Here is a 26,256-nt window from a genome sequence, read left to right as displayed (position 1 = left end):
TTATGTCTGGGATTAACAAAGTTATTTTAGTAGGCCATTTAGGCAAAGACCCTGAAGTACGGCATTTAGACGGTGGCGTAACAGTAGCCAGCTTTCCATTAGCTACATCAGAAACATACAACAAAGACGGTAAGAGAGTAGAGCAAACAGAATGGCACAATATTGTATTATGGCGTGGATTGGCCGAGGTCGCCTCCAAATACCTGCAAAAAGGTAAACTGGTTTACATAGAGGGCAAACTAAGAACACGATCCTTTGAAGATAAAGAAAAGGTAAAAAAATATGTAACTGAAATCGTTGCAGAGAACTTTACCATGTTGGGTAGAAAAAGCGATTTTGAGCAAAATCCGACAACGCCTGCCCATCAACACACTGAAGCTAAAATTGATGATGAATTTACAATTGGCCCTTCAGATGAAAACGGTGATCTTCCGTTTTAATCAGGAATGTAAAGTAATTTTTAAAGGCTACCTGATGAGAGGTAGCTTTTTTTATGGTGCGCCGGGCATGGCAATCGACTATAGGGTTAGAGTCCCGAACACGCTTAGCAGTAGGAAGTGTTAGCTAAAGACAGGGGTGTCGTGGGTGACTGCGAATCTGAAGGAAGTCGGCGGCAAATATGGGGGCTTACGAACAGAAACTGTATATGAGGCGGATCTAGTCTGGGTGATGTTGCCATACAAACAGAAGCCCAATACTGCACGGAGACTATTACGTAAATACAGAGGCCACATCCATAGGAAGTAGATTGTCTTACCCCGGGAGATCTGAATGAGTTCTGTCAAGAGTAAGCGCGATTACAGGAGAGGAAACATTTGGCGGGGACGTTCAATGGCTCACTTAGAAGTCAGCAGCGGTCGTAGTACTGCATTTTAAGGTGCAGGAAGGACCAAATGTTGAAATGGCAAAGGAAACAGGAAGTTTATGGCAGGGCGTTTACAGTGGAATTACATTAGAGAACTGCTTATATGAGGGTAGGACGGAATCCAAGAGTAAAATATAAGAGGAGCTGAGCCGAGCCGTGCAAGCAATGTGCACAATGCCTGGCAATAGGTGAATATCATCGGTTGTCAAGAGATACTGTTTCAACAAACCGCTGTATACCGAACGGTACGTACAGTGGTGTGAGAGGACAGATAGGGAACTAATCCCTATCTTCCTACTCGATCGCTTAATTTTAATCTTAAAACAAAAAACTCCTGCCGGTTTACAGACAGGAGTTCTGATGATCTCATGAAGATTATCAATTAATCTTCGTATAATAAATATTTAACTTGATCTTATTTGGGGTTGTACTGCCAGCGCCTATAACCGATCTTTCAGCAGATGTGGCACTTGGCACAATCTGAAAATCAGTATAAGATGTAGGCGCTAAAAATGTACCGTAATCTTCCATGTTTTTATCAATCAGGCTTTGTACATAGCTGGTTACGATAAAAATGTAGCGTTTTTTCAACGAGTCGAAATAACCTCCAAAAAGTGCAGCACCGCCAGAAGTGCTACTTGAAAATGTTGTGTAATCAGGTATGTTTGCAGGCTGCTGTGCAATATCCCAACGATATAAAGAAAGTCGTTGTGCGGCGTTAAAAGGATATGCAGGTGCACTTTCGCCAATTTCTACCACTAATTCTGCTTTATTGATAACCGCTTTTCCGTAATTGCTGGTAAAGTTTATCAATTCCGGGAACTTTAATTTAGTTTTCACACCGGCTAAACCTTGTAAATAGGTTACGCTATACTGTTGAGCTGGATCTGGTGGAACTGGGACAGCAATTTGTTTCTCTATTTCTGTACCTGTATAATCGTGTTTAATATTGGCGGCTATACCCGAAATAAAAGAACCACCACTACCATTTGACACCAGTTTTCCGATAGGGAAATTTACAGTTGCAGTATCTACGCCGTTGGAAGTATTCGTTTTTTTCCAAACCAGTTGCAGGTATGAGTCAGTTCCTGAAAAGTTAAAGAATGCAATCCCGCCAACGCCTGTAGAAGATGTTTTATTAACCTGTGCATACAAACCTTTAAAAGATTCTATAAACTTGCTTTCTGTTGCTGTTCCTGCGGTACCCTGATTAAGTATGGCGTTTTGTATAAATGCCTTGTTTAAGGGTATTCTGATCTGCGCAGGTACTGTCTTTAAAGTATCGGCTTTGCCGCTAACAATATCATATACCTTTTGTTTCGTGTTTGGAGCCAGTTTGCCGGTAAAATTGCCTAATAAAGTATTATTGATGGACTGGACATCAGAACTTTTATAATTGGTTACCTTATTGGCCAATTGGAATACATCTATGCTATATTTAGAATTTGTGGTGTCACCATAAAATTTGGTCACCGTGCTCGTTTCGTCAAACTTTAATACTAAAATGGCTGAGTCAAGTTGAGGTGCCGTTCCAAAATCATAACTGGTGCTTGCCGGATAAACAGTCATTGCTATACCTGCCTCTGTTTTACCAAAAACAGGATCGGTCATGTAACCTAACGGATAGCGGTTCAGCCCTGAAGTATTAGCGGCCGCTTCTGGTACAAGTTGTGTGGTAACAGGAGACACTACCAAAGTTCCGGTAATAGCCGTATTAGGGTCAACATCTAAACCAACACCATCGGGGTTTTTACATGATGCAAAAAGAAAAAGACTTATCAACAGGGTTAATAAGTCTTGTTTTGTAAATTTCATATTTAAAATAATAATACCTGATTAAGCTACTGAAACCAATTCATCATTTGAAATCTCTTCATAGAAGCTATAGAAGTTTTCAAAATTCTCGGTTAAGTTAAAAGCTAATGTTGGCTTATTAGAATCTTTAACAAATTTTAACACATCCTGGTTTAAGTTTTCGTCTCCTAAAACCACTGCATCTGAGTGGGTTATAGCACCGATGTGCATGCTGTCACAGTCAGATGGCAAAAATGCTTTAGTGTCATCTTCCGTCATATTGGCCATCACTGCTTTGGTAGCAAAATTTGCATTCAATTTTTCTGTAAAACCATCCTCATAAACAGAATAAACTACTTTTGAATTCTTAAAGGTAGGATCGTTTTTGTAAGTGGTTTTAATGTAAGCAGGAACCAAAGCACTCATCCAGCCATGGCAGTGAACAATATCTGGTGCCCAACCTAATTTTTTAACCGTCTCTAATGCGCCTTTGCAGAAGAAAATCGTACGTTCATCATTGTCATCGAAAAATTTTCCGCTGGCATCTCTGAATACTTGTTTGCGCTGGAAATATTCTTCGTTATCTAAGAAATAAACCTGCATGCGTGCAGCTGGGATGGAGGCTACTTTGATGATTAAAGGGTTATCGTTGTCATCAATAATGATGTTCATTCCCGATAAGCGTATTACTTCATGTAAACGATTTCTTCTTTCGTTGATATTACCAAATTTTGGCATCAAGATGCGGATTTCGAATCCTTTTTCTTGCATAGCCTGTGGCAATTGACGCGTAATTTCAGAAATTTTAGTAAGCTCGAGGAAAGGCGACATCTCGTGTGTAACAATCAGCAGCTTCGTTTTTGCCATCTCCATATTTTAAGAAAATATTAAGTTAAATAAAAGATAATGAGCTGCAAAGGTAAGCATAATAATACTATTTATCAATATAGCAAGCATTTGTTTGGTTTCATTTAGATTAATTTACACCTTTACAGCTTTAATTTAGATTGTCCAAAATTGGAAATATTTAAAACCAAAGCAGCGCTTAAGGCTTTTTTGCAGCCATTAAAAGCTTCAGCTAAAAAAATAGCGTTGGTGCCTACCATGGGCGCTCTGCACAACGGCCATATCTCACTGATCAAACTGGCCCAGCAAAATGCAGATGTTATTATCTGCAGTATTTTCGTAAATCCTACACAGTTTACCGATCCTAAAGATCTGGAAAAATACCCACGGCCGATCGAGCATGATCTGGCGATGCTGGCCGATGCCGGCTGTAATGCTGTGTTTATGCCAAATGTTGAAGAGATGTATCCGAATGGTGCTGATGAGGCATGGCATATAGATTTAGGTAAAGCCGAATTTTTATTGGAAGGCGAGTTTAGGAAAGGCCATTACCAGGGCGTAACGCAGATTGTAAAAAAACTGTTTGATGCGGTAGAACCCGATGTGGCGATGTTCGGGCAAAAAGATTTCCAACAGGTATTGATGATCAAAAATATGCTGTCTTATTTTAAATTGCCTATTACCATTATTACCTGTCCTATTATCCGCGAAGATGATGGTTTAGCGATGAGCAGCCGGAATATCCATTTATCAACCGATGAACGCCTGCATTCACTTGTCTTGAGTAAATCGCTGCAGTTCGTTGTTGATCATTTTAATGAATATTCACTTGCAGAACTGGTAGATAAGGCAAAAGCATGCTATCAGGGCATAGAAGGGGTTGAACTCGATTATTTTACCATTGCCGATGGCAATACACTGGAGCCGGCCAAATCAAAAGATGAAGATAACCTGGTCGCCCTGGTTGCTGCAAAGGTGGGTTCAACGAGGTTGATTGATAATATGATTATAAAGTGATGGAAAATAGGAGCGGTAAGATGAAAGCGGTTTAAGATAATTGGTCATCGTCTTATGGTTAACGGCAGGGGTCCTGAAGCTATTTACCATGAACGATCATGTATCACTCTTTTCATGACGTATATAACCAACCATCATCCATTTTCCATATTACGTCTTCCTTTAGTGTGAAACTCCAAACTGATTACTAACTTTGCCAAATGGTTATCACAATATTAAAATCGAAAATACACCGTGTTAGGGTAACACAAGCCGAATTGAATTATGTAGGCAGTATTACGATAGATGAGGATTTGATGGATGCGGCTAACATTATTGCTAATGAAAAGGTGCAAATTGTAAATAATAATAATGGTGCACGTTTTGAAACTTACGTAATAAAAGGTGAGCGCGGAACGGGAACCATTTGTTTAAATGGTGCAACAGCCCGTTTGGCTCAGTTAGGTGATGTGCTCATTATTATGTCATATGGTGCATTGCCAATAGAAGAGGCCAAAAAATATAATCCGATATTGGTTTTCCCTGATGATAATAATCATTTGCTAAAATAACCTTGTGACATTCGATCTCAAAACAGCGCTAAAATTTATCATCCTGTTTTTAATAGGGATAGGGGTGTTGTATTTAGCTTTTCGGGGTCAGGATTTAGAAAAGATTTGGCAGGAAATTAAAACAGCAAATTACTTTTGGGTAATTATTTCTGCCGTTGCGGTTTTAATTGCTCACGTGTTACGGGCTTTGCGCTGGAGGATGTTATATCAGTCTATTCATTACGATGTAGACTTTTGGCATGCGTACCACGCTGTAATGATCGGTTACCTGGCCAATCTGGCTTTGCCGCGTTTTGGCGAAATTGGTCGCTGTTCCGTTATCCGTAAAGCAGCAAAGGTACCTATGTTTGCTTCTATTGGAACCGTAATTACCGAGCGGCTGTTTGATGTAGTGATGCTTTTTCTGACTAGTTTGGCGATGCTGATCTTTCAATATGATATCGTAGCCGACTTCCTTTATCAAACCATATATCTCAATCTGGCTAAAAAATTAAATGCGGTTAACTATTGGTGGTTAGTTGGTTTTAGTGCTGTTATATTGCTGCTCATTGTTGTTTCAATCTATTTTCTCCGTCAAAAATTTGGTAAAAAATTCTTACGCATTTTTGTAAGTCTTCGTCAGGGTTTTGGCTCTTACAGCAAGTTGAAAAAAAAAGGTTTGTTCCTAACCTACACCCTTGGTATTTGGGCTTTCTACTTGCTTTCTATGTATTTTGCTTTTTCTTCCATTCCAAGTACTTCAGATTTACATTTAAATGCCGCATTTACAGCAATTGTATTTTCAGGTTTTGCTATGGCGGCACCTGTTCAGGGCGGTATCGGTGTTTTTCACTGGATGGTTGCCCAGTCACTGGTATTGTATGGCATATCTTTCAAAGATGGCTTAGCCTACTCAACCATTATTCATTCCTCACAGTTTTTGCTAATCCTGGTTTTAGGGAGTTTAAGTTTGTTTTTCATCTTAACCAAAAGGGATGTTTCCATTCTTAAAGCAGACCATACCACTAGATAAATCTTTTATTGCGGCTATACGGGTTTTTAGTTGGCTTAATAGTACAGCTGCTTTTTTGTTAATAAACCTGACCGGCAGCGTTGTACCGGTTCATGCACTATTCTTTTTGTTTTTTTGTGTGCATGCCTGTTTCACAGTTTTCACCGGATAAAGCAAAGGGCAGGGCTATCGGAGCCCAGTAATTACTGCTCTTGCTTTCCAAAAAAATAAAAGAAACATCTGGTTAAAGCAATAGGCCTTTACTAATATACCCTTACAACAGCCAACGAGTTTAAAAATAAATTACTATGCAGCCATAGTAATTTCAATCAGAAATGCTACATTTGATTTACTAACCTTTTATACATAAATGTTATGCATTTTGAATTAAGTGAAGAGCAATTAATGATTCAGCAAGCTGCCCGCGATTTTGCGCAGCAAGAATTAAAGCCTGGCGTAATTGAAAGAGATGAGCATCAGAAATTTCCGGCCGAGCAGATAAAAAAACTTGGAGAACTCGGCTTCTTAGGGATGATGGTGAATGAAAAATATAATGGAAGCGGACTTGATGCCATTTCTTACGTGCTGGTCATGGAAGAGCTTTCAAAAATAGATGCGTCTGCATCTGTTGTGGTTTCGGTAAATAATTCATTGGTTTGTTATGGTTTAGAAGCCTACGGTACTGAAGCCCAAAAGGAAAAATATCTAAAGCCGCTGGCTGCCGGCGAAAAAATAGGCGCTTTTTGCTTGTCAGAGCCCGAAGCTGGATCTGATGCCACATCGCAACGTACAACAGCCGAAGATAAAGGAGATTATTATCTGCTTAACGGTACCAAAAACTGGATCACAAACGGAAGTACTGCATCAACTTACCTGGTTATTGCACAAACCCATCCCGAATTAAGACATAAAGGTATAAATGCTTTTATCGTAGAAAAAGGAATGGAGGGGTTTACCGTTGGGCCAAAGGAGAATAAGCTGGGCATCCGTGGCTCTGATACGCATTCGTTGATGTTTAACGATGTTAAAGTGCCAAAAGAAAATAGAATTGGTGACGACGGTTTTGGGTTCAAATTTGCCATGAAAACATTAGAAGGAGGAAGGATTGGTATTGCTGCCCAGGCCTTGGGTATTGCACAAGGCGCTTTCGAATTGGCAACGCAGTATGCAAAAGAGCGTAAATCATTTGGAAAACCTATTGCTGAGCATCAGGCTATTGCTTTTAAACTTGCTGATATGGCGACGCAGATTGAAGCCGCCAGGTTGTTGGTTTATAAGGCTGCCTGGCTAAAAGATCAGGGTTTGCCCTATACACAAGCGGGTTCCATGGCGAAATTGTTTGCTTCGAAAGTGGCTATGGATGTAACTGTAGAAGCTGTACAGGTACACGGCGGTTATGGTTTTGTTAAAGAATATCACGTAGAGCGGTTAATGCGAGACGCAAAAATTACCCAGATTTACGAAGGCACCTCTGAGATCCAGAAAATGGTGATATCAAGAGAGGTTATCCGTTAGTTTTGAGTTTGAGGTTGGGAGCTTGGAGTCACTTGTCCAAACTCTCAACTCCAAACTCCTAACTCCAAACTTATTCCTTCTCTCCCGCAATGGCACTAAATACAGCCTTTATCAAAGCAACCACAACCGCTAAAAATGCTGCAGCAATAAAGCCTGATGTATTGAAAGAGGTCATCATGTTATCAACCAGTAAAATCATTAAAACGGTGATGATAAATGATACCAATCCCAGGGTTAAAAAATTAATCGGGAAAGTTAATAGCCTTAGAATGAACCCAATTGTTGCATTTGCAAGTGCAATCAGCACTGAAGCGATAATGGCATTTCCGAAGCCATCGATACTCACCCCCGGCACTAGTTTTGCGCCTATAAAAAACGCCAGTCCTGTTAGCAGGATTTCAATAATAAATCTCATAATTGTTGTTTTTGTAAATGTATAAACGCTATTTTACCTATTCGGTTATCGTTTGGATTTCCATATCCATGTTTTCATGTTCGAATAGAAACAATAAACCGGTGATTAAGTTTTCTGGAGATAGCACTTCGATTATCATTAAGAATATTGATGAGGCGAGCCTTTTGCAGGTTAGAAATGCTTATAGGAGCAAAGCTGATACCGCTAATTTGATCTCGGTTTTGATCAGGCCAGGCGATCTGGACACTATTCAGGATGAACGGGAAGTGCCTGGAAAAATCAAAATATTAGGCGATTCGCTTGTGTTTAGTCCTGACCGGCCTTTCTCAAAGGGTACGGAGTATCTGGTAGAAAGTTATATTGGGGTAAAATTTGCGACTGCTGGCGATCTGATTAGGGGAAAGGGTAAGCAGAACTTAAAAGCACAGCAGCAAACACTTAAACGGTAATAATCAGCATAATAATTCGTACAGGTGTTTGATTTTTTGTAAAAAATTACTACATTTGCATCGTAATCGAAGAAAAGAGAAGGGGACAATGTCCCCTTTTTCTATGAAATCAGGTTGAAATATGCAGGTAGAAAAGAGAGTTGCAGCCCTCGTAGAGGAAAAAATTGCAGATCGGCCAGAACTGTTTTTGGTTGATGTGAAAATGTTACCAAACAATAAATTGATTATTCATGTTGATGGCGACGAAGGTATTAGCATACAGGATTGTGTAGCCATAAGCAGGCATGTTGGTTTTCATCTCGAAGAAGAGAATGCAATAGAGCAGGCTTATAATTTAGAAGTTTCTTCCCCGGGCGTTGGCGAGCCTTTAAAATTAATCCGTCAGTACAATAAAAATGTTGGCCGTACAATAAGCATTAAGTTTAAAGAAGGGTCAAAAAAAGAAGGGAAACTGCTAGCGGTTACAGAAAATAATCTGCTGATTGAAGAATCGGTTAAAGAAAAAGGGAAAAAGGCGGTAGCAATTCAGACAGATGTTCCGTTTAATGATATATTAGAAACAAGTGTGTTAATTTCATTTAAGTAAAATGAGTACTACAACAATTAATTTGATCGACTCTTTTCAAGAGTTCAAAGATTTCAAAAATATAGATCGCCCAACGGTGATCAGTGTGCTGGAAGAAGTTTTTCGTAGCATGTTGCGTAAAAAATACGGAACAGACGAGAACTGTGACGTAATTGTGAATCCTGATAACGGGGATTTGGAGATCTGGAGAACGAGAAAAGTAATGGAGGATGGGTTTTCTGAGGATGATGATTTAGAGATCGAACTTGCTGATGTACATAAACTTGATCCGACTTTAGAAGTTGGCGACGATTATATTGAGCAGATTACGCTAGAGAGCTTCGGTCGCAGAGCGATTTTAGCTGCACGCCAAACACTCGTTTCTAAAGTTTTGGAATTAGAGAAAGATGAAATTTTCAAAAAATATAAAGATCGTGTTGGGGAAATTGTAACCGGCGAGGTTTATCAGGTTTGGAAAAAAGAAACTTTGGTTTTAGATGATGAAGGTAACGAACTTTTAATGCCTAAAACCGAGCAGATTCCTGCTGATTATTTCAAAAAAGGTGATTCTGTAAGAGCAGTGATTTCTAAAGTAGAAATGATCAATGCCAATCCGAAAATTATTATTTCGAGAACAGCACCAGAATTTTTACAACGCTTGTTCGAGCAGGAAGTTCCGGAAATTTTCGACGGTTTGATTACCATCAAGAAAATTGTTCGTGAACCGGGAGAGCGTGCTAAAGTTGCGGTTGAATCGTACGATGACCGTATTGATCCGGTTGGAGCATGCGTAGGTATGAAAGGATCACGTATCCACGGGATTGTTCGGGAGTTGAAAAACGAAAATATTGACGTGATTAACTTCACTAATAATATTTCATTATACATCACCCGTGCTTTAAGCCCGGCTAAAATCACATCTATCAAATTGGATGATGAAACCAAACATGCATCGGTTTACTTAAAACCAGATCAGGTTTCATTGGCCATCGGACGTGGCGGACATAACATTAAACTGGCGGGTAAATTAACTGGTTATGAAATTGATGTGTACCGTGAAGCAGGTGAAGAAAGTGACGAGGATGTGGATTTAGAAGAATTCTCAGATGAGATTGATAGCTGGATCATTGATGAATTAAAGGCTATCGGGTGCGATACTGCTAAGAGTGTTTTAGCACTTACAGTAGAAGATTTGGTAAAACGCACCGACTTAGAAGAAGAAACCATTAAAGAAGTGGTTCAGATTTTACAGTCAGAATTTGAATAAGTGGTGTAATTGCCAAATAAACACTACTTTTGTTTTATTATAAAAAATAACAGGAGCTAAATGTCAGACGACAAACCAATCATTTTAATTAAAGCTATTAAAGAACTTAATATAGGCATGGGTACAGCCGTTGAGTTTTTAAACAAAAAAGGCTTCTCTGCCGAGAAGAGCCCTATGTTTAAACTTACGGGTGAGATGTATAATGCCTTATTGAAAGAGTATCAGGGAGATAAGATCGTAAGAGAAGAAGCCAAACAAATAGTGATTGGTAAAATACGTCGCGACGAGCCTGAAACTGAGAAGCCAGTAGAAGCGCCGAAGAAAAATGCCGATTTTGAGAAAAATGAGGAGATTTTAATTAAAAATGCTCAATCATTTACCCCTCCGGTAGAAAAACCTAAGGCGGTAGAAACGCCTAAAGCTGAAGCGCCAACACCAGCACCTGCGGCAGCAGTAGAACCAGTAAAAGAAAATAAAGCTGAAGAAACCGGATTACCTGGGGTTAAAATTGTAGGAAAGATCGATTTAAATGATCTTAACCCAAAAACACGCCCGGCTAAAAAAGATGAAACACCTGTTGCATCACCGCCTGTTGTAGAACCAGCAGCAGTTAAGGCGCCAGAACCTGTAAAGCCGGTTGAACAACCCAAAGTGGAAGAAAAACCAGTTGAGGTTAAAAAAGAAGAAGCTCCTGTTGTATCAGCACCAGTTGCGGAAACACCAGTAGCCAAAGCAGCTGAGCCTGTGAAACCGGTTGAACAGCCTAAGGCCGAGGAGAAACCAGCTGAAGCAAAACCGGCAAGCAACGAGCCTGAAGTAATTAAAGCACGTACGGTTAAATTAACAGGTCCGAATATTATTGGTAAAATTGTTTTACCAACAACGCCGGATAGGAGAAACGGTCCGGTAGCATCATCTAGTGATAGTGAAGCTGCTAAACGTAAGCGTAAACGTAAGAAAACCCCGGGAGCACCCGGACAACCAGGTCAGCAAGGTGGTCAGGGCCAGCAAGGCCAGCATAACCCTGCAGGTCAGGGTGGTGCACCAGGTCAGCCTCGCCAGCCTTACCAGGGCAACAGGCAAGGTGGCGGTACACCGTACCAGGGTAACAGACCAGCCGGACAGGGTGGAACGCCTTATCAGGGAAATAGAAATAACAATAACAGACCAGGTTTCCAAAATAGAAACGCTACACCAAGCGGTCCTAAAGAAGAACCTACTGAGAAAGAAATTCAAGATCAGATCAAAGCAACTCTTGCCCGTTTAAGTGGTGCGGGTAAATCTGGTAAATTTGCACAACGTGCTAAATTGCGTCGTCAGAAACGTGATGACGTAGCATTTAATGCAGAGGAAGCGGCAAATGAGCTTGAATCGCAGTCGAAAATATTAAAAGTAACAGAGTTTGTTACAGCTAATGAGTTAGCGAACATGATGGATGTACCGGTTACCAAAATTATTGGTACTTGTATGAGTCTTGGTATGTTTGTTTCCATTAATCAACGCTTAGATGCTGAAACCTTAACCATCGTGGCCGATGAGTTTGGTTATGAAATTCAATTCATAAAACCAGATGAAGAGGAGGACAATGTAATCGAGGAAGAAGATAATGAGGCTGATTTAATTGAAAGAGCTCCGGTTGTAACAATTATGGGTCACGTCGATCACGGTAAAACTTCATTGCTGGATTATATCCGTAAAGCAAATGTAGTAGCTGGTGAGGCCGGTGGTATTACCCAGCACATCGGTGCCTATATGGTAACTACTCCTTCAGGTAAAAAAGTAACGTTCCTGGATACTCCGGGTCACGAAGCCTTTACTGCGATGCGTGCACGTGGTGCCAAGGCAGCCGATATTGCCATTATTGTTATTGCAGCTGATGATGCAGTGATGCCTCAAACAAAAGAGGCTATTAACCACGCACAGGCAGCGGGCGTACCATTGGTATTTGCTTTCACAAAAGTAGATAAACCAGGTGCCAATGCAGATAAGGTACGTGAGCAATTATCGGTGATGAATATCCTGGTTGAGGATTGGGGTGGTAAGTACCAATCGCAGGAAATCTCAAGCAAAAGCGGCTTAAATGTTGATTTGCTTTTAGATAAGGTCTTATTAGAGGCTGAGTTATTAGAGCTGAAAGCCAATCCGAATAAACGTGCTACAGGTACGGTAATCGAATCGGCCTTAGATAAAGGACGTGGTATTGTAACTACCGTATTGGTTCAGGGCGGTACCTTAAAAGTTGGAGATCCAATCTTAGCGGGTAGCTACAGTGGACGGGTAAAAGCGTTAACCAATGAACGTGGTGCTAAAGTTCATTCAGCAGGTCCATCACAACCCGTACAGGTTTTGGGTATGCAGGGAGCACCTACAGCAGGTGATCGTTTCAATGCTTTAGAGAGTGAAACCGAAGCACGTGATATTGCAAACAAACGGATGCAGTTACAGCGTGAGCAGGGCTTACGTACGCAAAAACACATTACTTTGGATGAGATTGGTCGTCGTTTAGCAATCGGTAACTTTAAAGAACTTAATATCATCGTTAAAGGTGATGTGGATGGTTCTATCGAAGCGTTATCAGATTCATTACTGAAATTATCTACAGAGCAAATCCAGATCAATATCATCAGTAAAGGTGTTGGTCAGATTTCAGAGTCTGATGTATTGCTGGCTTCGGCTTCAGATGCGATTATCATCGGTTTCCAGGTTCGTCCATCAACAGGTGCACGTAAACTGGCTGAGGCTGAACAGATAGATATACGCTTATATTCTATCATTTACGATGCGATAAATGAGATTAAATCGGCAATGGAAGGTATGTTGGATCCAGAATTTGAAGAGAAAATTGTGGCTAACGTGGAGATTCGCGAAACATTCAAAATTACAAAAGTGGGTACCATTGCGGGTTGTATGGTACTGGATGGTAAGATTACCCGTAACAGCAAAATCCGTATCGTTAGAGATGGTGTTGTAGTGTATACAGGTGAGTTGGCATCTTTAAAACGCTATAAGGATGATGTTAAAGAAGTATCTAAAGGTTATGAGTGTGGTTTAAATATTCAAAACTTTAATAACATCGAAGTTGGTGATATTGTAGAAGCTTACGAACAGGTTGAAGTAGCAAGAAAACTTTAATTAGTTTAAAATATATGATTTAAAGTGGCCTCAAAAGGGCCACTTTTTTTATAATAATAAATCGATTACCTTAAAAATATCGGATAATTTTTAGTTTATATATTAAAAATATCGGATAATTTTGATTTGTTATCTTAAAATTATCGATATTTGTGTTTTTGATGTTTATTGTTATGGAAAGATCAGCGGCTTTGAAATCGTTAAAAAATCACTTAGTCAAACCTCAGCATACCATTATTATAGGTTCAAGGCAGATAGGGAAGACTACACTTGTTAAGCAATTGGCAGAGCAGCTAGAAAGAGATAACGAAGTGGTTTATTTTCTTACATTTGAAGATCCTACCATTTTAGAGGCTGTAAATCAGCATGCCGAAAATATTTTTAACTATACATTGTTACCTGCTGATTTACCAGCAGATAAACGATTGTATATTATTATTGATGAAGTTCAGTATGCAAAAGACCCCAGTAAATTTTTAAAGCTTTTATACGATAAATACTCGCCAAAATTAAAAATCATCGCGACGGGAAGTAGCGCCTTTTACATAGATAAAAGTTTTAAAGATAGCCTGGCCGGTAGGAAAAAAGTATTCGAATTTTTTCCTTTGGCCTTTGATGAGTTTCTCCATTTTAAAGGTGAAGATGGTTTAATTACTGAGTGGGAACAAATGAAAAAACGAGTTACTTACCAGGGACTACAGCGTAGCCGTATAAATGCGCTTTTCGATGAATATTTGATTTACGGTGGTTATCCGGCTGTTGTTTTGGCTGATACAGAACAGGAAAAGCAGGAAATGCTTAAAGAGCTTGTAAACAGTTATATGAAAAAAGATGCTTTGGAAGCAGGAATCAAGGAAGAACTCAAGTTTTTTCAGCTGGCAAGGTTGTTAGCCGATCAAACCGGCAATTTGGTGAATAACCATGAGTTGGGTAATACCCTGCAGATGGCAAGTTCTACAGCAGAGAATTACATTTACCTGATGCAAAAAACGTTTATTGTTCGGTTGCTTTCTCCATTTTACGGCAATGTGCGGAAAGAACTAACCAAAATGCCAAAGGTTTATTTTAACGATAACGGCTTGCGTAATGCCTTGTTAAATAATTTTTCGAAGTTAAACGATAGGTCTGATAAAGGTGAATTGCTGGAAAATTATGTTTATTGCAGGTTAAGGCAATTGTATGATGCCGATCATCTGCATTTCTGGCGCACGGCTGATGGTAATGAAGTAGATTTTGTGGTAGAAGAACAGCTCAACAAAGGATTGGCCTATGAAGTAAAATATAACGATGTACAGTTTAAGCCTAATAAGTATAAGAAATTTTTAGAAGCATATTCTGACTTCAATTTGGCTTGTATTTGTAAACTGATTACCAAAGATGATTCAATAGAAGCGATTCGGTTGTAGCTGGATAACCTGAAGGTAAATAAATACTGCATCAAACAAAATGCGCTTTCTGCTTTTGGGAAACTACTTTAGCCTCCTTAAATCCTGATTCTATAATAATATCCTGAATGGAAATTTCATAGAGTTCGGCTATTTTACCAAGTTGTGAAAGCGAAAAATCGACTTCATTATTTTCCCATTTTCGGTAAGCAACCCTGCTTATTCCAATTACATTAGCTGCACATTGTTGAGTAAACTTATATTTATTTCTATATTTTCTTAAAGTAATCCCTATATCCAACATCTTAAGTAGCACTGATAGACTGTATTTTGTTTGATGTAATTATTGTGAGTTAATAAATACATTGTGATAATACGTGATTGTCAAAATTAATAAATTAAATATGTTTATTTGCTGTAGGTTTAATTTATGGGAAAAAAATAACGTTTCTTGTAAATGGTTTTAATTTATTTAAATCTTTGCTTATAAAATTGAAAACTTATAATAATAGACATACGCTTTCTGGGATATTAATGAAATTGGTTATTTATTTAATAATGGTTTCAGCTTATTCTTCTTGCAAAAAGGAGCGGCAAAGTGATAATAATGAAGATGAGATTGTGTCGCCAACTACCGGAACAAGGACTCAGTTCACACTCGATTCTGTTTTTTTATATGCTAAACAGATTTATTTATGGAATGATGTGCTGCCCGATTACAGTGCTTTTAGGCCAAGAGAAAGATATGCCAATTCCCAATCTGAAATCAGTGCATTTAGAAATGAACTTTTTGATATTTCCCAATTTAAAGTTAACCAGGCAACAGGCAAGCCATTTGAAATTTCAAACTATAGTAATGTACCTAAATACTCGTATCTTCAACTAGGTAGAAATGGTAGTAGTGCTCGTGCGGGAATCGTAAATGATGCAGCTATTTTAGCTAATCGTATAATCCGTTCTGAAGACAAGGTTATTGCATATATAGCTTTGGGTTCTTTTCCCCAACTCAATAACATTAAGTCAAAACTTGATCAGATTTTTGATGAAGCGGCTATAGATAAGCCGAAATATCTGATTTTAGATTTGCGCTCAAATGGTGGTGGTTATGTAGAAACTGCAGAATATGTTGCTAATTTAATTGCGCCAAGTTTATTAAACCGCAGAACAATGTATTCAGAAGAATTTAATCCTACTCTTCAAAATGGCAAAGCAACGATTCTAAGACATCAGCCTTATTTAGATGAAAAAGGGAAAACTGTGATGTACAATGGACGGATGGCTACGTTGGCTGATGTTGATTATACCGAAGTTGGTAATACCTACAAATTTAATAAAAAAGGCAGCTTGGAAAGTATTCAGGATATTTATGTGGTCGTATCTGGACGAACGGCATCTGCCAGCGAATTACTAATCAGTTGTCTTAAACCTTATTTCAACGTGAAGTTAATTGGCGAAAAGACCTATGGAAAACCGGTTGGTTTCTTTGCGGTTAACATTGATCAATATAGTGTTTACTTAAGTAGCTTCCTAATTAAAAATGCCCAATCATGGTCTGATTACTTTAATGGAATGAAACCTGATCTCAATATTATTATGCCTAACAATCCGATATTAGGTGATCCAGAAGAGCCATGTTTAAAGGCTACACTGGCTTTGATTAATGGAATGATTCAAATTCAACCCGAAAAAAGCGGTAGTATTTTAAAGCGGAGATCAAATGCAACCCCTATGTTAGTTAATAGTATGGATTCTATTGGGATGATCGAAAATAGGCTAAAGTTGAGACGTTAATGCCTTTTTTAATCGAATGGTATATAATCACATTTTTATGCTCCAAACTATTTAATCCTATCTAGAAAATTTAATTGGCAATATGATAATCTAGCCTTATCATAATTGATTTTTCTTGTCGGTAGTTTTGAAAAAAATAACAAATACTTACATGAAAAAAAATTACAAATTAAAGGCTATTTGTATGCTGTGCATAATAACAGCGGCATTTAGCAGTTGCAAGAAAAATCAACTTGCAGAAGAGAAAGGACTAGCTGGTAATCATAAAAATTTAGCGATTGCTGGTGATGGAAAATGGGACCTATTAGGGCATGGTTATGACGTGACAGGTGAATTATTTGAAAGAAAGAATACATCGAAGGTTTCTATTTTTGATCTAAATAGGTTTTACTCAGATTATCCTACAAAAATTGTTACACCAACAGATACAAAAGGAGGTTATAATGTTTACTACGGTGCTAATGCTTCTGATTATGTAAAAGAAGTTAATAACAAGCAAACCTTTGGAGCCACTATCACGGGAGGAGATAAAGATAAAACTCAATACGCTACATCTAATTTTTCCTTAACAAATGATAATCAAAGTAGTTATACATATAATAGTAAATATTCTTATGCAACTTATGAATCGTGGTACAGGATAAAAAGCATAGATTTTACGGATGATGTTACCGTTGAATTATTAAAAAACTATTTGACTGCTGATTTTTTGGCCTATCTTTCTAATTATGGTGCAGAACAGATAGTACAAACTTATGGAACCCATATCTTACTCGGAATTGACATAGGAGGACGTTTGAAATACGACTATAAAGGTGCTATTGTTAAAGAATCGACTTATGATAGAAAACTACGTGCTATAAAAGCAGGATTTTCTATTGGTATAGCAAAAATATTTAGTATTGATCTTAGTACAGATGTAAGCAAAGAGGAAAAAACAACAATCTCAAACGAAACGACAGATAAATTATTCGCAGGTACTTTTTATGGTGGTAATAATTCGGGAACTAGCTTTTCTGGCGATGCCTTAGGAAATACTTCTCAATCTATAAATCTTGTTACTTGGCAACAAAGTATCAATGTTACTAATGCATCATTGATTGGTATAAACAGATCAGTTCCTATCTATGAATTTATAACTGATCCAACTAAAAAACAGCAGACTAAAGATGCAGTGGAGAAGTATATATTAGATCGTCAGATTAAAATGATAAATGAGGTTCCTGCACCGCAAAATGGCACCTTTCTGCGTAATGAAAGTACTGGACAAGTTTACATTGTAATGGATGGTAAACTTAGATATATTCCAAATCAATCTGTTCTTTACGGTTTATTCGAATTTAATGAATCGATGTTAAACCATTATAGCAATGATGAAATTTCTAAATTTCCAATGGGGTCAGCAATAAGTCCTAATAATGGATTGATTAATAATATTCCTAGTGGTGTTGTCTACTTTAGAGAAGGTAATTTAATAAGGAGAATCCCAACATGGGAAATTAAAACTAGGTATCATTTCAACTGGAACAGTGTACAAAATGTGGGTAACATAAATGGTTACACTATTGGAGAAAATATGACGCTATAAACGTCTTATATAAATCAAAAACGAGAGTTACTAAAGGTACTCTCGTTTCGGTTTTACCAAGAATAAACATATGTGTAAGCTTTATATTTATCAATTTATCCTTATCTAAGGATAAATTATTGTCCTACGATCCACTTTATACGATCTATTTTATTGATAACGTAAACCAGAATATAACTTACAATATAGGTAAATAAGAATCGCCCATATTGGACTAATACCAGATCGAAAGAAGATTTTCCTACTGGAGTAATGTTTAAAGGTATAAAAATCAATGGCAAAACCTGGACTATAATAATGTAATGAATTAAATGAATACCGTAAGTTGAGCTTCTTGGATTTAGATTTTTTATCCACTTTACATCACCAATTTTATATAATAGAAGAAATGCCGTTAATGAGTAAATGATGTTCGTCACCTTAAGTGTATTGTATGGATCAACCCTTAATACTGAATAGTTTGTGATATATAAACTTTCCATACAAGAAAGCACGAATGTAATAGTTGTTAGGATAACCAGAGACCAAACCTTGACTTTCTTTATCCAAGCATTAAATGCATCAAAATACTTGTGCATAATTACACCCAGCCATAAATAAAATACAAAACCTAGTATGGCTGTTGTGTGTCTAGACGGTATCCATTCGTGATAAAGGTTCAACGAATAGAAAAGGGAACAAATTGCCAACATTGTTCCAACCCAATATTGATAAATATACTTTCTAAATATTAAAAGAATGGATATGCTCCCTAAAAAGTTTAAAATAAACCAAAAACTTGTTTCAACGATGATATACTTCACCTTTTCTAAGAAAAAATGAACTGGTTTTTTAAAGGCCTCTACATCACTTCCTTTAAAATAAATCACAACAATATCGGCATAAATCAAGATTAGAAAAATAATTATCCAGAATAACCAAGGTTTGAAGGTTCCATCAAACCGCCGCTTTAGGTAATTAAGCGATGATGTCGTTTTCAGCTTGTCACCAATCAAAAATCCAGCAAGGATATAAAATGTTATTGTTCCAAACTTAAATAAATCCATGGTTATGGTTTGAATTATCTGTTCGCCCAGATTTTCAAAATAAATAGAGTATGGCCAAAAATAGCTATGCTCAATAACAATTGTGATAATAGCAATAAATCGTAATGAATCTATAAAATCGTAATTAACTTTTTCTTTTGTGTTGGTAAGCATATGTGCAGTAAAAATAATAACTAAAGGGCGTTATCTAAATTGTTTTAACATTTTGGAGAGCAGAGATGATGTGTAGGAGGAAGTAAGTGCTAATTTTGAATAAAATTGTTACTTTCGTAACTGATGAATAATTCAAACTTTCCATTAGTATCAATTGTGATGTGTACGTACAATGGTGAAAAGTACTTAATTGATCAATTAAATAGTTTGCTAACTCAGACCTATAAAAACATAGAGATTGTAATAGTAGATGATCACTCTACCGATAATACAAGATCAATTTTACTAAGCTACCAAAAGCGTTATCCTTCAATAAAATTATTTTTTAATAAAGAGAACTTAGGTTTTAACAAAAATTTCGAAAAATCTATTAGACTTTCAAAGGGAGAATATATTTCAATTTGCGATCAGGATGATATCTGGTATAGCAATAAGTTGGAAAGACTACAGCTTGAAATAGGCAATAAAGGAGTAATATTTTCAAATTCAAGATTAATAAATGAAAAAGGTGAGCCAATAGGGAAGTTATTGTTAGAACAACCTATGATTGAAAAATTTGATTATAAATCTATTCTAATAAATAATTACGTAACTGGGCATACCATTTTGGCTAAAAGAATATTTCTGGAAAAAACATTGCCTTTCCCTGAACATGGCTATTACGATTGGTGGATTGGATTCGTGTCGAGTTATTATAACGAGCTTATATATCTTGATGAAGTTACAACAGATTATAGAATTCATCGAAATTCGGTTGTACATAAAGAGGTTTTTTTGTCTGATTCCGACCTATCGGCCCTAGAAATAATGGACTATAAATCAACTAAGAACCAGTTGCAATATTTTTATAATTTTCTCACGCTAAAGGGAGAGGAATCATTTATTAATCATCTTATGGATTTGTATTTAGGTGAAAAAGGTTTTTTTAGCCGCACCTTAAATCTTTTTTTCTTTTTCAATCACTATAATATACTCTTTCCTTTACAAAAGCGGAGGAAATTTTTAAGTAAAGGCAAATTCCTATTTATAAAGGAATATTGGAATAAAATTAATAAATGTAAACAAACAACAGCCAGTATTAATTAGGTCTATGATATCAATAATTATAGCCTCGATAGATAAAGATCAGCTTGCTGATATTAAGGAGAACATTGCCGCAACTATAGGAGTAGAATACGAAATTATTAGTTTTGATAATGCTGATGGCAAACGGGGATTATGTGAAATTTATAATGAAGGGGCAAAGCGCGCCAATTATGAACTACTTTGCTATATGCACGAGGATATTAGTATTAAAACGAAAGACTGGGGCATTATCGTTGCACATATCTTTAATGAAGATCAGAAAATAGGATTGATTGGTATAGCAGGCAGTAGTTACAAAACTAAAGTTCCTTCTGGTTGGTTTTGTAGTACCGGTGAAAGAAAAATCAATTATATTAATATTCTACAACGCTACAAGTTTAATGAGGCCAAAACAAAACACATTTCTGAAAATTTAAAAAATGAAAAATATTCAAGCGTTGTTGTGGTAGATGGAGTTTGGTTCTGTACCAAAAAGAAAATAGTTGAAGCCCATAATTTTGATGAGGAAACATTTAAAAAGTTTCACTGCTATGATCTGGATTTTTCACTTCAAGTGCATCAAACACATCGCGCGGTTGTAACTTTTCAAGTATTATTAGAGCATTTCTCTGAAGGAAATTATAGTAAAACCTGGATAGAGGAAACATTAAAGTTACATGAAAAATGGGCTGCTGATTTACCCATAGATCTGGAAAGGTTATCAACAAAGGAAATTTTCTTCGCCGAAAAACATACATTTAAATTCTTTCTAACGCAGATGAAAATAGCCGGGTATAAAAAGATAGAAATATTTAAAATATTTTGGCGAAGTAGACTAAAAAACAACCTTAGTCTATTTTTAATGTTAAATAAAGAAATTTGGCGCAGTTAAATCTGATAACCCGCTTCTTTAAAGTAAGGTTGCCAAAAATGAACGTTTTTATCCCAAGCATGACAGCCAAAAGGCATATTTCCCTGAAGTAAAGCCATTGCTCTTTGTGGAGCAGTTTCTATTGAAAAGTTCAATGCTTCTTTGTAATCAGGAATTTTTATTCTCTTTTTCTTTCGATTCACTTCTATGGTCCAGAACATGTCTTCATTATAATCACTGCTCTTACGGCCAATATAGTTTTGTATGAGCTCTTTTTCCTGAATGCAGACATTATAGAAAGATTCAACCTTTCTCAGCGAAAAGCCCCCGTTGCCCACATAATTGTATAATTGTCGCTCAATATCAGGTCTACCCTGTTTATCCAGTAAATTGTACTTTCTGTGCCTATAAGACCTGATTTTCTCTTTAGTCCTTTTAAATAAAGTTGGGAATTCTTTTTCTCTCAACCATGGGGCACCTATATAGTCATAACCTAAGCTACACCAATATTTCAATTCGTTCTTAAATACGAAAGCATCTAATTGGTAAATCAGTAGATAGCTATAGCCCAGGAATTTCTCGTAAAAGGTTTCCGAAAGCATTAAATCGTTATACCCATATACATCCTTAAAATAAAAACCTGGGAAAGACACTTCTCTATAAGAGAATTCTATTTCTAAATTCGATATTTCCAAATTATCTGGTTTTACTATTACAATATCATATTCAGACAATAACTTTCCACATTGTTTCAAAGCGATCTTCTCATAGGCTGAAAGTTCTGCCTTATAAATAGGTATTACAACTACGCAGGAACTCTCCATTTAGGTTCTATTAAATTTTGGTAAAAATAAAAGTATGATATTCATAAAGCCTTTCAATATCTTATATGCTATAGGAAACTTTTTTATATACATAAATTGTTCCGCCTTTTTAAACTTTATCTCTTTCAGATATTCATAGTCGTTAACGAATTCAGGGAAATATTTATTCAAGGAAGCATTCCTTTCTTTACTGATTTCTAAATGATTTTCTGACTTCGCAGATATTCCATTTCCGTCATAAGTCACGACTACACAATCTAAGTGTTTATATGAAGCTTCACGTTTACAGATTGCATAAGTGAAAAATTCCCAATCAGATACAATTCTGAAATTTTCATTATATAAAAAAATATCCTTAAACAGCTTTGCTTTAATAAAGCTTGCCTGATGCGAAATATTTTGTTCATAAAAAAAAGCGAAATTTAATTTTTTGGGAAAAGTGCGAATCTCTTGTTCTATTCCATCTATTTGTAATATATCTCCGTAGTAAATGTCGTATTGACCATTTAATTCAGTGTTCAATTTTTCTAAAATAGTATTGTCAATCAAAGAATCCCCACTATTTAGAAACATTAAATAATCACCAGTTGAAATCTTAATGCCCTTATTCATCGCATTGTATATACCACTGTCAGGTTCAGATACCGAATAGTTAAGAAAAGAAGAATAGGCATGAAGAACATCTTTACTTCCATCTGAACTATCACCGTCAATAACAATATATTCAAAATCCTGCCAGGTTTGACCTACCACGCTTTGAATTGTCTTTTGTAGCCCTTCCTTATCGTTATAATTGATCGTTATAATTGATAACTTCTTACTCATGATAAAATTTCGAAAAAATGTATTTATCTGTCTGCTAACAACTTCATTTATTATAAAAATGATTAGCTCTAGTCAGGTTATAATTTAGATTATTACAGCTCTTTTTGTTTAATCCAGATCGCAACTAGATATCTTGAATACTGCTTAACCTGTATTATAACCAAAGGTATTAAATGTCCTTAATTTTTAAGATGGATTCGCTATCCCGAAAACGATGTCGAGTTTTTTATAGCAACTTTCCTTTTCATAATTAAGATTAAAGGTGTTTAATGCATTTTCTGATTGTTTTTGGTATGCCGATTCCTCAGTTAACAGTTGCACAATGCAATTTCTAAATTCAACCGGATCGTCACTTACTAGGCAGCCATTATTGGTTTTGTCAATCAAACCGTCAATTCCTCTTGTATTGCAAACTACAGGCATGCCGTAAGATAGCGCTTCTACAACCTTTATCTTAGTTCCTGTTCCTGTTAACATGGGGCATAGCGCTACTTTAGCATTAAGGTAGTAGCCTGACAGCTCTTCAACAAAGTGTACCGATGTAATATTAGATGCCTTTATCGAAAGGTGCTCGTTAATCTGACCAATAACACATATTTGCACATCGGTGGGCAACAATGGGTATACCTCCTTAAAAAACCAATTGGCAGCTTTTTGATTGTGTATATTATCGCTGGCTACATAAATCAGATCAAATGTTTTTTTCTCAACTGAATGGATGGTTGATGGCCTATCCAGCATCATTGGTGCTAAAGCAACTTTGTTTTTACAGAACTGGCTAAAAATATACTGCTCTTCAACAGAAATAGCCAGTGCAATATCAAATAGCGAAATCCTTCTCATCTCTTCTTTAAAAGATTGGCCGATATTAACTTTCCTTTGAAGTTGAGCCGTTATAAAATCATGGGTATCAATTACTTTTATCGCCTTTTTAGTGTAATGGTTATGCGCCATCAATGTAGCCCAACTGGCATAGTTGATGAAGATATAGTCGTAATTGTTTTTTTTTAGGACTTTATTAAAGGCCCGTTTAAATCTTAGGGTAACTAACTCGGGAAACTGGAGAGGAAAAAACCAGGCCTTATTTTGATAGAAGAAATTTGGGAGTTTGTAAAAAAGCAGGTAATAAAGGATATTTTTTTTAGAAGGCTTTTTTTTTATTACATAAGTATTGTTGGCTAAGCCCGATTGCTCAAAGGCTTTAATATCCGTTTCATCCCAGCGACCGGTGTAATATTCGCTTACAAAATCAATTTCAAAATTTCTTGATTTAAAATAACTTAACATGCTTAAAGCCCTGGTTCTGTTTCCCGCATTTTTTTTTAACGGATTATCGGGCATAAAAAATAACACTTTCTTCATCCGATCTTTAATCGTTAAAGGCTTGCATATCGATTAATCGCCTATATAAACCATTTTTATTAATCAATTCCATGTGGCTTCCACTTTCTACAACCTCACCTTTATCAATCACCACAATCTCATCAGCATGTTGTATGGTACTTAAGCGGTGCGCTATTACAATTGAGGTACGGTTTTTCATTAAATTATTTAAAGCATCCTGCACCAATTTTTCAGATTCTGTATCCAATGCTGAAGTAGCCTCATCCAAAAGCATAATTGGAGGGTTAGCTAGAACTGCCCTGGCAATGCACACCCGCTGTTTTTGTCCTCCCGATAGTTTATTGCCCCTATCACCAACGCTGGTTTGATAGCCATTTTCTGTATTCAATATAAAATCGTGCGCATTCGCAATTTTTGCAGCTGCAATTACTTCTTCTTCTGTAGCATCAGGTTTGGCAAAAGCGATATTATTAAAAATGCTATCGTTAAACAAAAACGATTCCTGGTTCACGATGCCCATTTGTGATCGGATGCTTTCAACATTGAGGTCCTTATAGTCATAACCATCAATTTTAATACTCCCTGATTTTGGATCATGAAAACGTGGCAATAAATCCATCAAAGTGCTTTTTCCACCTCCGGATGGGCCTACAAGAGCTACTGTTTTGCCTTTCTCTATATCAAAGCTTATTGAGTTTAATATTTGTTTTTCTCCATAGTTGAAGGATATGTTTTGAATACTGATTGTATTGTTAAAGCCATCAAGCGTTCTGGCATTCGATCGATCTAATAGTAATGGTTTGGTGTCAATTAGTTCTAAGACCCTTTCACCTGCTGCTATTCCTGAATGTATTCCACTAAATGAATCCGTTAATGCCTTTGCAGGGCGCATTACCTGAGAAAAAATAGCGATGTAAGCGATGAAATCTGACGCGGCCAGTGCGTTTTTATCGTTATGCAAAATTAATGATCCCCCATACCAAACGATAACTGAAATCATTAAAACACCTAGGAATTCAGAAACCGGCGAGCCTAGCTGTTGACGCCTGACCATTTTGCGCGTTAAGTTAGAATAGAATATATTTTCCTGGTTAAATTTATTTTTAATTCGTTCTGTTGCATTAAAGGCTTTAATAATTTTAATTCCACTCAATGCTTCGTCTAAAAAGCCAATCATCTTAGCAAACGACTCATGCGATTCTTTTGCTTGTTGCTTTAATCTTTTTACAATTTTGCTGATAATAAATGCTGAAATCGGAATTACCAATAAAGAGAATAACGTCAGCTTTGCTGATATATTAAATAAAAGAATAACATATACAATTAACGTTACGGGTTCTTTAAAAACAACCTGAAGAGTATTGGTAACTGTAAATTGAACCACTTGCACATCGGATGCTACTTTAGAAATAATATCACCCTTTCTTTCATTGTTAAAATATCCTATATGAAGGTTCATCACATTATTGAAAACACGCTTCCTAAAGTTGAGTAATGTATGCACTCTTAAATCTTCCATGAAACGTTGAGAAAAATATCTGAACAAATTGGAAAGTAACACCGAGATAACGATAATGATGCAAATATACATCAGTGTGCTTTCTATGGTATTAACCCTAATTGAATAGTTAACAAAATCTCTTAACTTTCCTAGTAAACTAAATGAGGAGGCTGCTTTATCTGTTAAACTTGGTGTTTGGCAAGCCTGTTTGTTTGCGTTTAAAAGTGTTTCGAATAGTGGTGACAACAATGCCAGGTTAAATGTTCCAAATAGAATCGAAAGCAGGGTCGCAATAACATAAGGTATCGCAAACTTTTCAATAGGCTTCGCAAATGATAATAAACGAAAATAAGTTTTCATTAAATAATGTGTAAAACGGAATTTAGGCCAGAAACCAAACCCTAAAAAAATAATAAAGTTCAGGCAAATGTACGGTTTTTAGTGTACATCATTATG

At 36.7% G+C, this 26,256-nt stretch carries 23 protein-coding genes; 14 read left to right on the top strand and 9 right to left on the bottom strand.

Translation table 11 applies throughout. The features are described 5' to 3' along the window. Window positions 1-2 precede the first annotated feature (2 nt). Window positions 3-440: a single-stranded DNA-binding protein gene (locus ACFE6N_RS00950; RefSeq protein WP_378932865.1), complete on the top strand. Its 438-nt coding sequence runs from the start codon at window positions 3-5 to the stop codon at window positions 438-440. Between the two features lie 803 nt (window positions 441-1,243). Here the strand turns inward: ACFE6N_RS00950 and ACFE6N_RS00945 are convergent. Together ACFE6N_RS00945 and ACFE6N_RS00940 are read right to left on the bottom strand one after the other, a co-directional pair. Further along, complete coding sequence (locus ACFE6N_RS00945; protein WP_378932862.1) at window positions 1,244-2,680, bottom strand: DUF4270 domain-containing protein; 1,437 nt, start codon at window positions 2,678-2,680, stop codon at window positions 1,244-1,246. Window positions 2,681-2,701: 21 nt separating this feature from the next. After that, a complete protein-coding gene (locus tag ACFE6N_RS00940; protein WP_378932860.1) occupies window positions 2,702-3,526 on the bottom strand; it encodes a glycogen/starch synthase in 825 nt (274 codons plus the stop codon). A gap of 150 nt (window positions 3,527-3,676) precedes the next feature. Here ACFE6N_RS00940 and panC point away from each other — a divergent pair, with 150 nt between their 5' ends. The 4 genes from panC (at window position 3,677) to ACFE6N_RS00920 (ending at window position 7,579) form a co-directional block, all read left to right on the top strand. Further along, window positions 3,677-4,522, top strand: a complete 846-nt coding sequence (gene panC, locus ACFE6N_RS00935) for a pantoate--beta-alanine ligase (RefSeq protein WP_378932857.1) — start codon at window positions 3,677-3,679, stop codon at window positions 4,520-4,522. 200 nt (window positions 4,523-4,722) lie between these two features. Then, window positions 4,723-5,073, top strand: a complete 351-nt coding sequence (gene panD / locus ACFE6N_RS00930) for an aspartate 1-decarboxylase (RefSeq protein WP_134204325.1) — start codon at window positions 4,723-4,725, stop codon at window positions 5,071-5,073. 4 nt (window positions 5,074-5,077) lie between these two features. Then, on the top strand, window positions 5,078-6,085 hold the full coding sequence (locus tag ACFE6N_RS00925; protein ID WP_378932855.1) for a lysylphosphatidylglycerol synthase transmembrane domain-containing protein: 1,008 nt from the start codon (window positions 5,078-5,080) through the stop codon (window positions 6,083-6,085). Between the two features lie 354 nt (window positions 6,086-6,439). Beyond that, window positions 6,440-7,579 carry an acyl-CoA dehydrogenase gene (locus tag ACFE6N_RS00920; RefSeq protein WP_293742745.1) on the top strand — a complete coding sequence of 380 codons (1,140 nt, stop codon included), beginning with the start codon at window positions 6,440-6,442 and terminating at the stop codon, window positions 7,577-7,579. A gap of 70 nt (window positions 7,580-7,649) precedes the next feature. Here ACFE6N_RS00920 and ACFE6N_RS00915 read toward each other — a convergent pair whose 3' ends face one another. Beyond that, window positions 7,650-7,994 carry a phage holin family protein gene (locus ACFE6N_RS00915; RefSeq protein ID WP_134204319.1) on the bottom strand — a complete coding sequence of 115 codons (345 nt, stop codon included), beginning with the start codon at window positions 7,992-7,994 and terminating at the stop codon, window positions 7,650-7,652. A 17-nt stretch (window positions 7,995-8,011) separates the two neighbouring features. On the opposite strand from ACFE6N_RS00915, the gene ACFE6N_RS00910 reads away from it, so the two are divergent. From ACFE6N_RS00910 to ACFE6N_RS00890, 5 genes are all read left to right on the top strand, one after another. Next, window positions 8,012-8,443, top strand: a complete 432-nt coding sequence (locus ACFE6N_RS00910) for a hypothetical protein (protein ID WP_378932853.1) — start codon at window positions 8,012-8,014, stop codon at window positions 8,441-8,443. Window positions 8,444-8,564: 121 nt separating this feature from the next. After that, complete coding sequence (gene rimP / locus ACFE6N_RS00905; RefSeq protein WP_134204315.1) at window positions 8,565-9,029, top strand: ribosome assembly cofactor RimP; 465 nt, start codon at window positions 8,565-8,567, stop codon at window positions 9,027-9,029. A 1-nt stretch (window position 9,030) separates the two neighbouring features. Further along, complete coding sequence (gene nusA / locus ACFE6N_RS00900; RefSeq protein ID WP_090503332.1) at window positions 9,031-10,275, top strand: transcription termination factor NusA; 1,245 nt, start codon at window positions 9,031-9,033, stop codon at window positions 10,273-10,275. Window positions 10,276-10,335: 60 nt separating this feature from the next. Then, window positions 10,336-13,407 carry a translation initiation factor IF-2 gene (infB, locus tag ACFE6N_RS00895; RefSeq protein ID WP_378932850.1) on the top strand — a complete coding sequence of 1,024 codons (3,072 nt, stop codon included), beginning with the start codon at window positions 10,336-10,338 and terminating at the stop codon, window positions 13,405-13,407. A gap of 173 nt (window positions 13,408-13,580) precedes the next feature. Further along, the gene (locus tag ACFE6N_RS00890; protein ID WP_378932847.1) at window positions 13,581-14,813 is read left to right on the top strand and encodes an ATP-binding protein; all 1,233 of its coding nucleotides are present in this window, start codon (window positions 13,581-13,583) and stop codon (window positions 14,811-14,813) included. Between the two features lie 31 nt (window positions 14,814-14,844). On the opposite strand, the gene ACFE6N_RS00885 is transcribed toward ACFE6N_RS00890, so the two are convergent. Continuing rightward, the gene (locus ACFE6N_RS00885; protein ID WP_378932844.1) at window positions 14,845-15,096 is read right to left on the bottom strand and encodes a helix-turn-helix transcriptional regulator; all 252 of its coding nucleotides are present in this window, start codon (window positions 15,094-15,096) and stop codon (window positions 14,845-14,847) included. Between the two features lie 188 nt (window positions 15,097-15,284). On the opposite strand from ACFE6N_RS00885, the gene ACFE6N_RS00880 reads away from it, so the two are divergent. Further along, window positions 15,285-16,583 (top strand): S41 family peptidase, encoded by a 1,299-nt coding sequence (locus ACFE6N_RS00880; RefSeq protein WP_378932842.1) that lies wholly within the window; start codon window positions 15,285-15,287, stop codon window positions 16,581-16,583. A gap of 151 nt (window positions 16,584-16,734) precedes the next feature. After that, window positions 16,735-18,171, top strand: coding sequence for an MAC/perforin domain-containing protein (locus ACFE6N_RS00875; protein WP_378932840.1), 1,437 nt, complete (start codon window positions 16,735-16,737; stop codon window positions 18,169-18,171). 116 nt (window positions 18,172-18,287) lie between these two features. Here the strand turns inward: ACFE6N_RS00875 and ACFE6N_RS00870 are convergent, their stop codons facing one another. Continuing rightward, a complete protein-coding gene (locus tag ACFE6N_RS00870; RefSeq protein ID WP_378932837.1) occupies window positions 18,288-19,370 on the bottom strand; it encodes an acyltransferase family protein in 1,083 nt (360 codons plus the stop codon). 123 nt (window positions 19,371-19,493) lie between these two features. On the opposite strand from ACFE6N_RS00870, the gene ACFE6N_RS00865 reads away from it, so the two are divergent. Further along, the gene (locus ACFE6N_RS00865; RefSeq protein ID WP_378932834.1) at window positions 19,494-20,456 is read left to right on the top strand and encodes a glycosyltransferase family 2 protein; all 963 of its coding nucleotides are present in this window, start codon (window positions 19,494-19,496) and stop codon (window positions 20,454-20,456) included. A 4-nt stretch (window positions 20,457-20,460) separates the two neighbouring features. Further along, a complete protein-coding gene (locus tag ACFE6N_RS00860) occupies window positions 20,461-21,327 on the top strand; it encodes a glycosyltransferase (RefSeq protein ID WP_378932831.1) in 867 nt (288 codons plus the stop codon). On the opposite strand, the gene ACFE6N_RS00855 is transcribed toward ACFE6N_RS00860, so the two are convergent. The 4 genes from ACFE6N_RS00855 to ACFE6N_RS00840 all read right to left on the bottom strand — a co-directional run bounded on the left by ACFE6N_RS00855 (window position 21,324) and on the right by ACFE6N_RS00840 (window position 26,160). Then, the gene (locus ACFE6N_RS00855) at window positions 21,324-22,130 is read right to left on the bottom strand and encodes a DUF5672 family protein (RefSeq protein ID WP_378932829.1); all 807 of its coding nucleotides are present in this window, start codon (window positions 22,128-22,130) and stop codon (window positions 21,324-21,326) included. The two genes, ACFE6N_RS00860 and ACFE6N_RS00855, sit on opposite strands and share 4 nt — an antisense overlap. Then, window positions 22,131-22,955 carry a glycosyltransferase family 2 protein gene (locus ACFE6N_RS00850; RefSeq protein WP_378932827.1) on the bottom strand — a complete coding sequence of 275 codons (825 nt, stop codon included), beginning with the start codon at window positions 22,953-22,955 and terminating at the stop codon, window positions 22,131-22,133. It abuts the gene before it with no gap. A 186-nt stretch (window positions 22,956-23,141) separates the two neighbouring features. Next, window positions 23,142-24,317: a glycosyltransferase gene (locus tag ACFE6N_RS00845; protein WP_378932824.1), complete on the bottom strand. Its 1,176-nt coding sequence runs from the start codon at window positions 24,315-24,317 to the stop codon at window positions 23,142-23,144. 7 nt (window positions 24,318-24,324) lie between these two features. Beyond that, window positions 24,325-26,160, bottom strand: a complete 1,836-nt coding sequence (locus tag ACFE6N_RS00840) for an ABC transporter ATP-binding protein (RefSeq protein ID WP_378932821.1) — start codon at window positions 26,158-26,160, stop codon at window positions 24,325-24,327. Window positions 26,161-26,256 lie beyond the last annotated feature (96 nt).

Source organism: Pedobacter sp. BG31, assembly GCF_042464845.1.
In the GTDB taxonomy this organism is placed as follows: domain Bacteria; phylum Bacteroidota; class Bacteroidia; order Sphingobacteriales; family Sphingobacteriaceae; genus Pedobacter; species Pedobacter suwonensis.
Note: the sequence above shows the minus strand (reverse complement) of the source record. Positions and strands in the feature narration are given on the sequence as shown.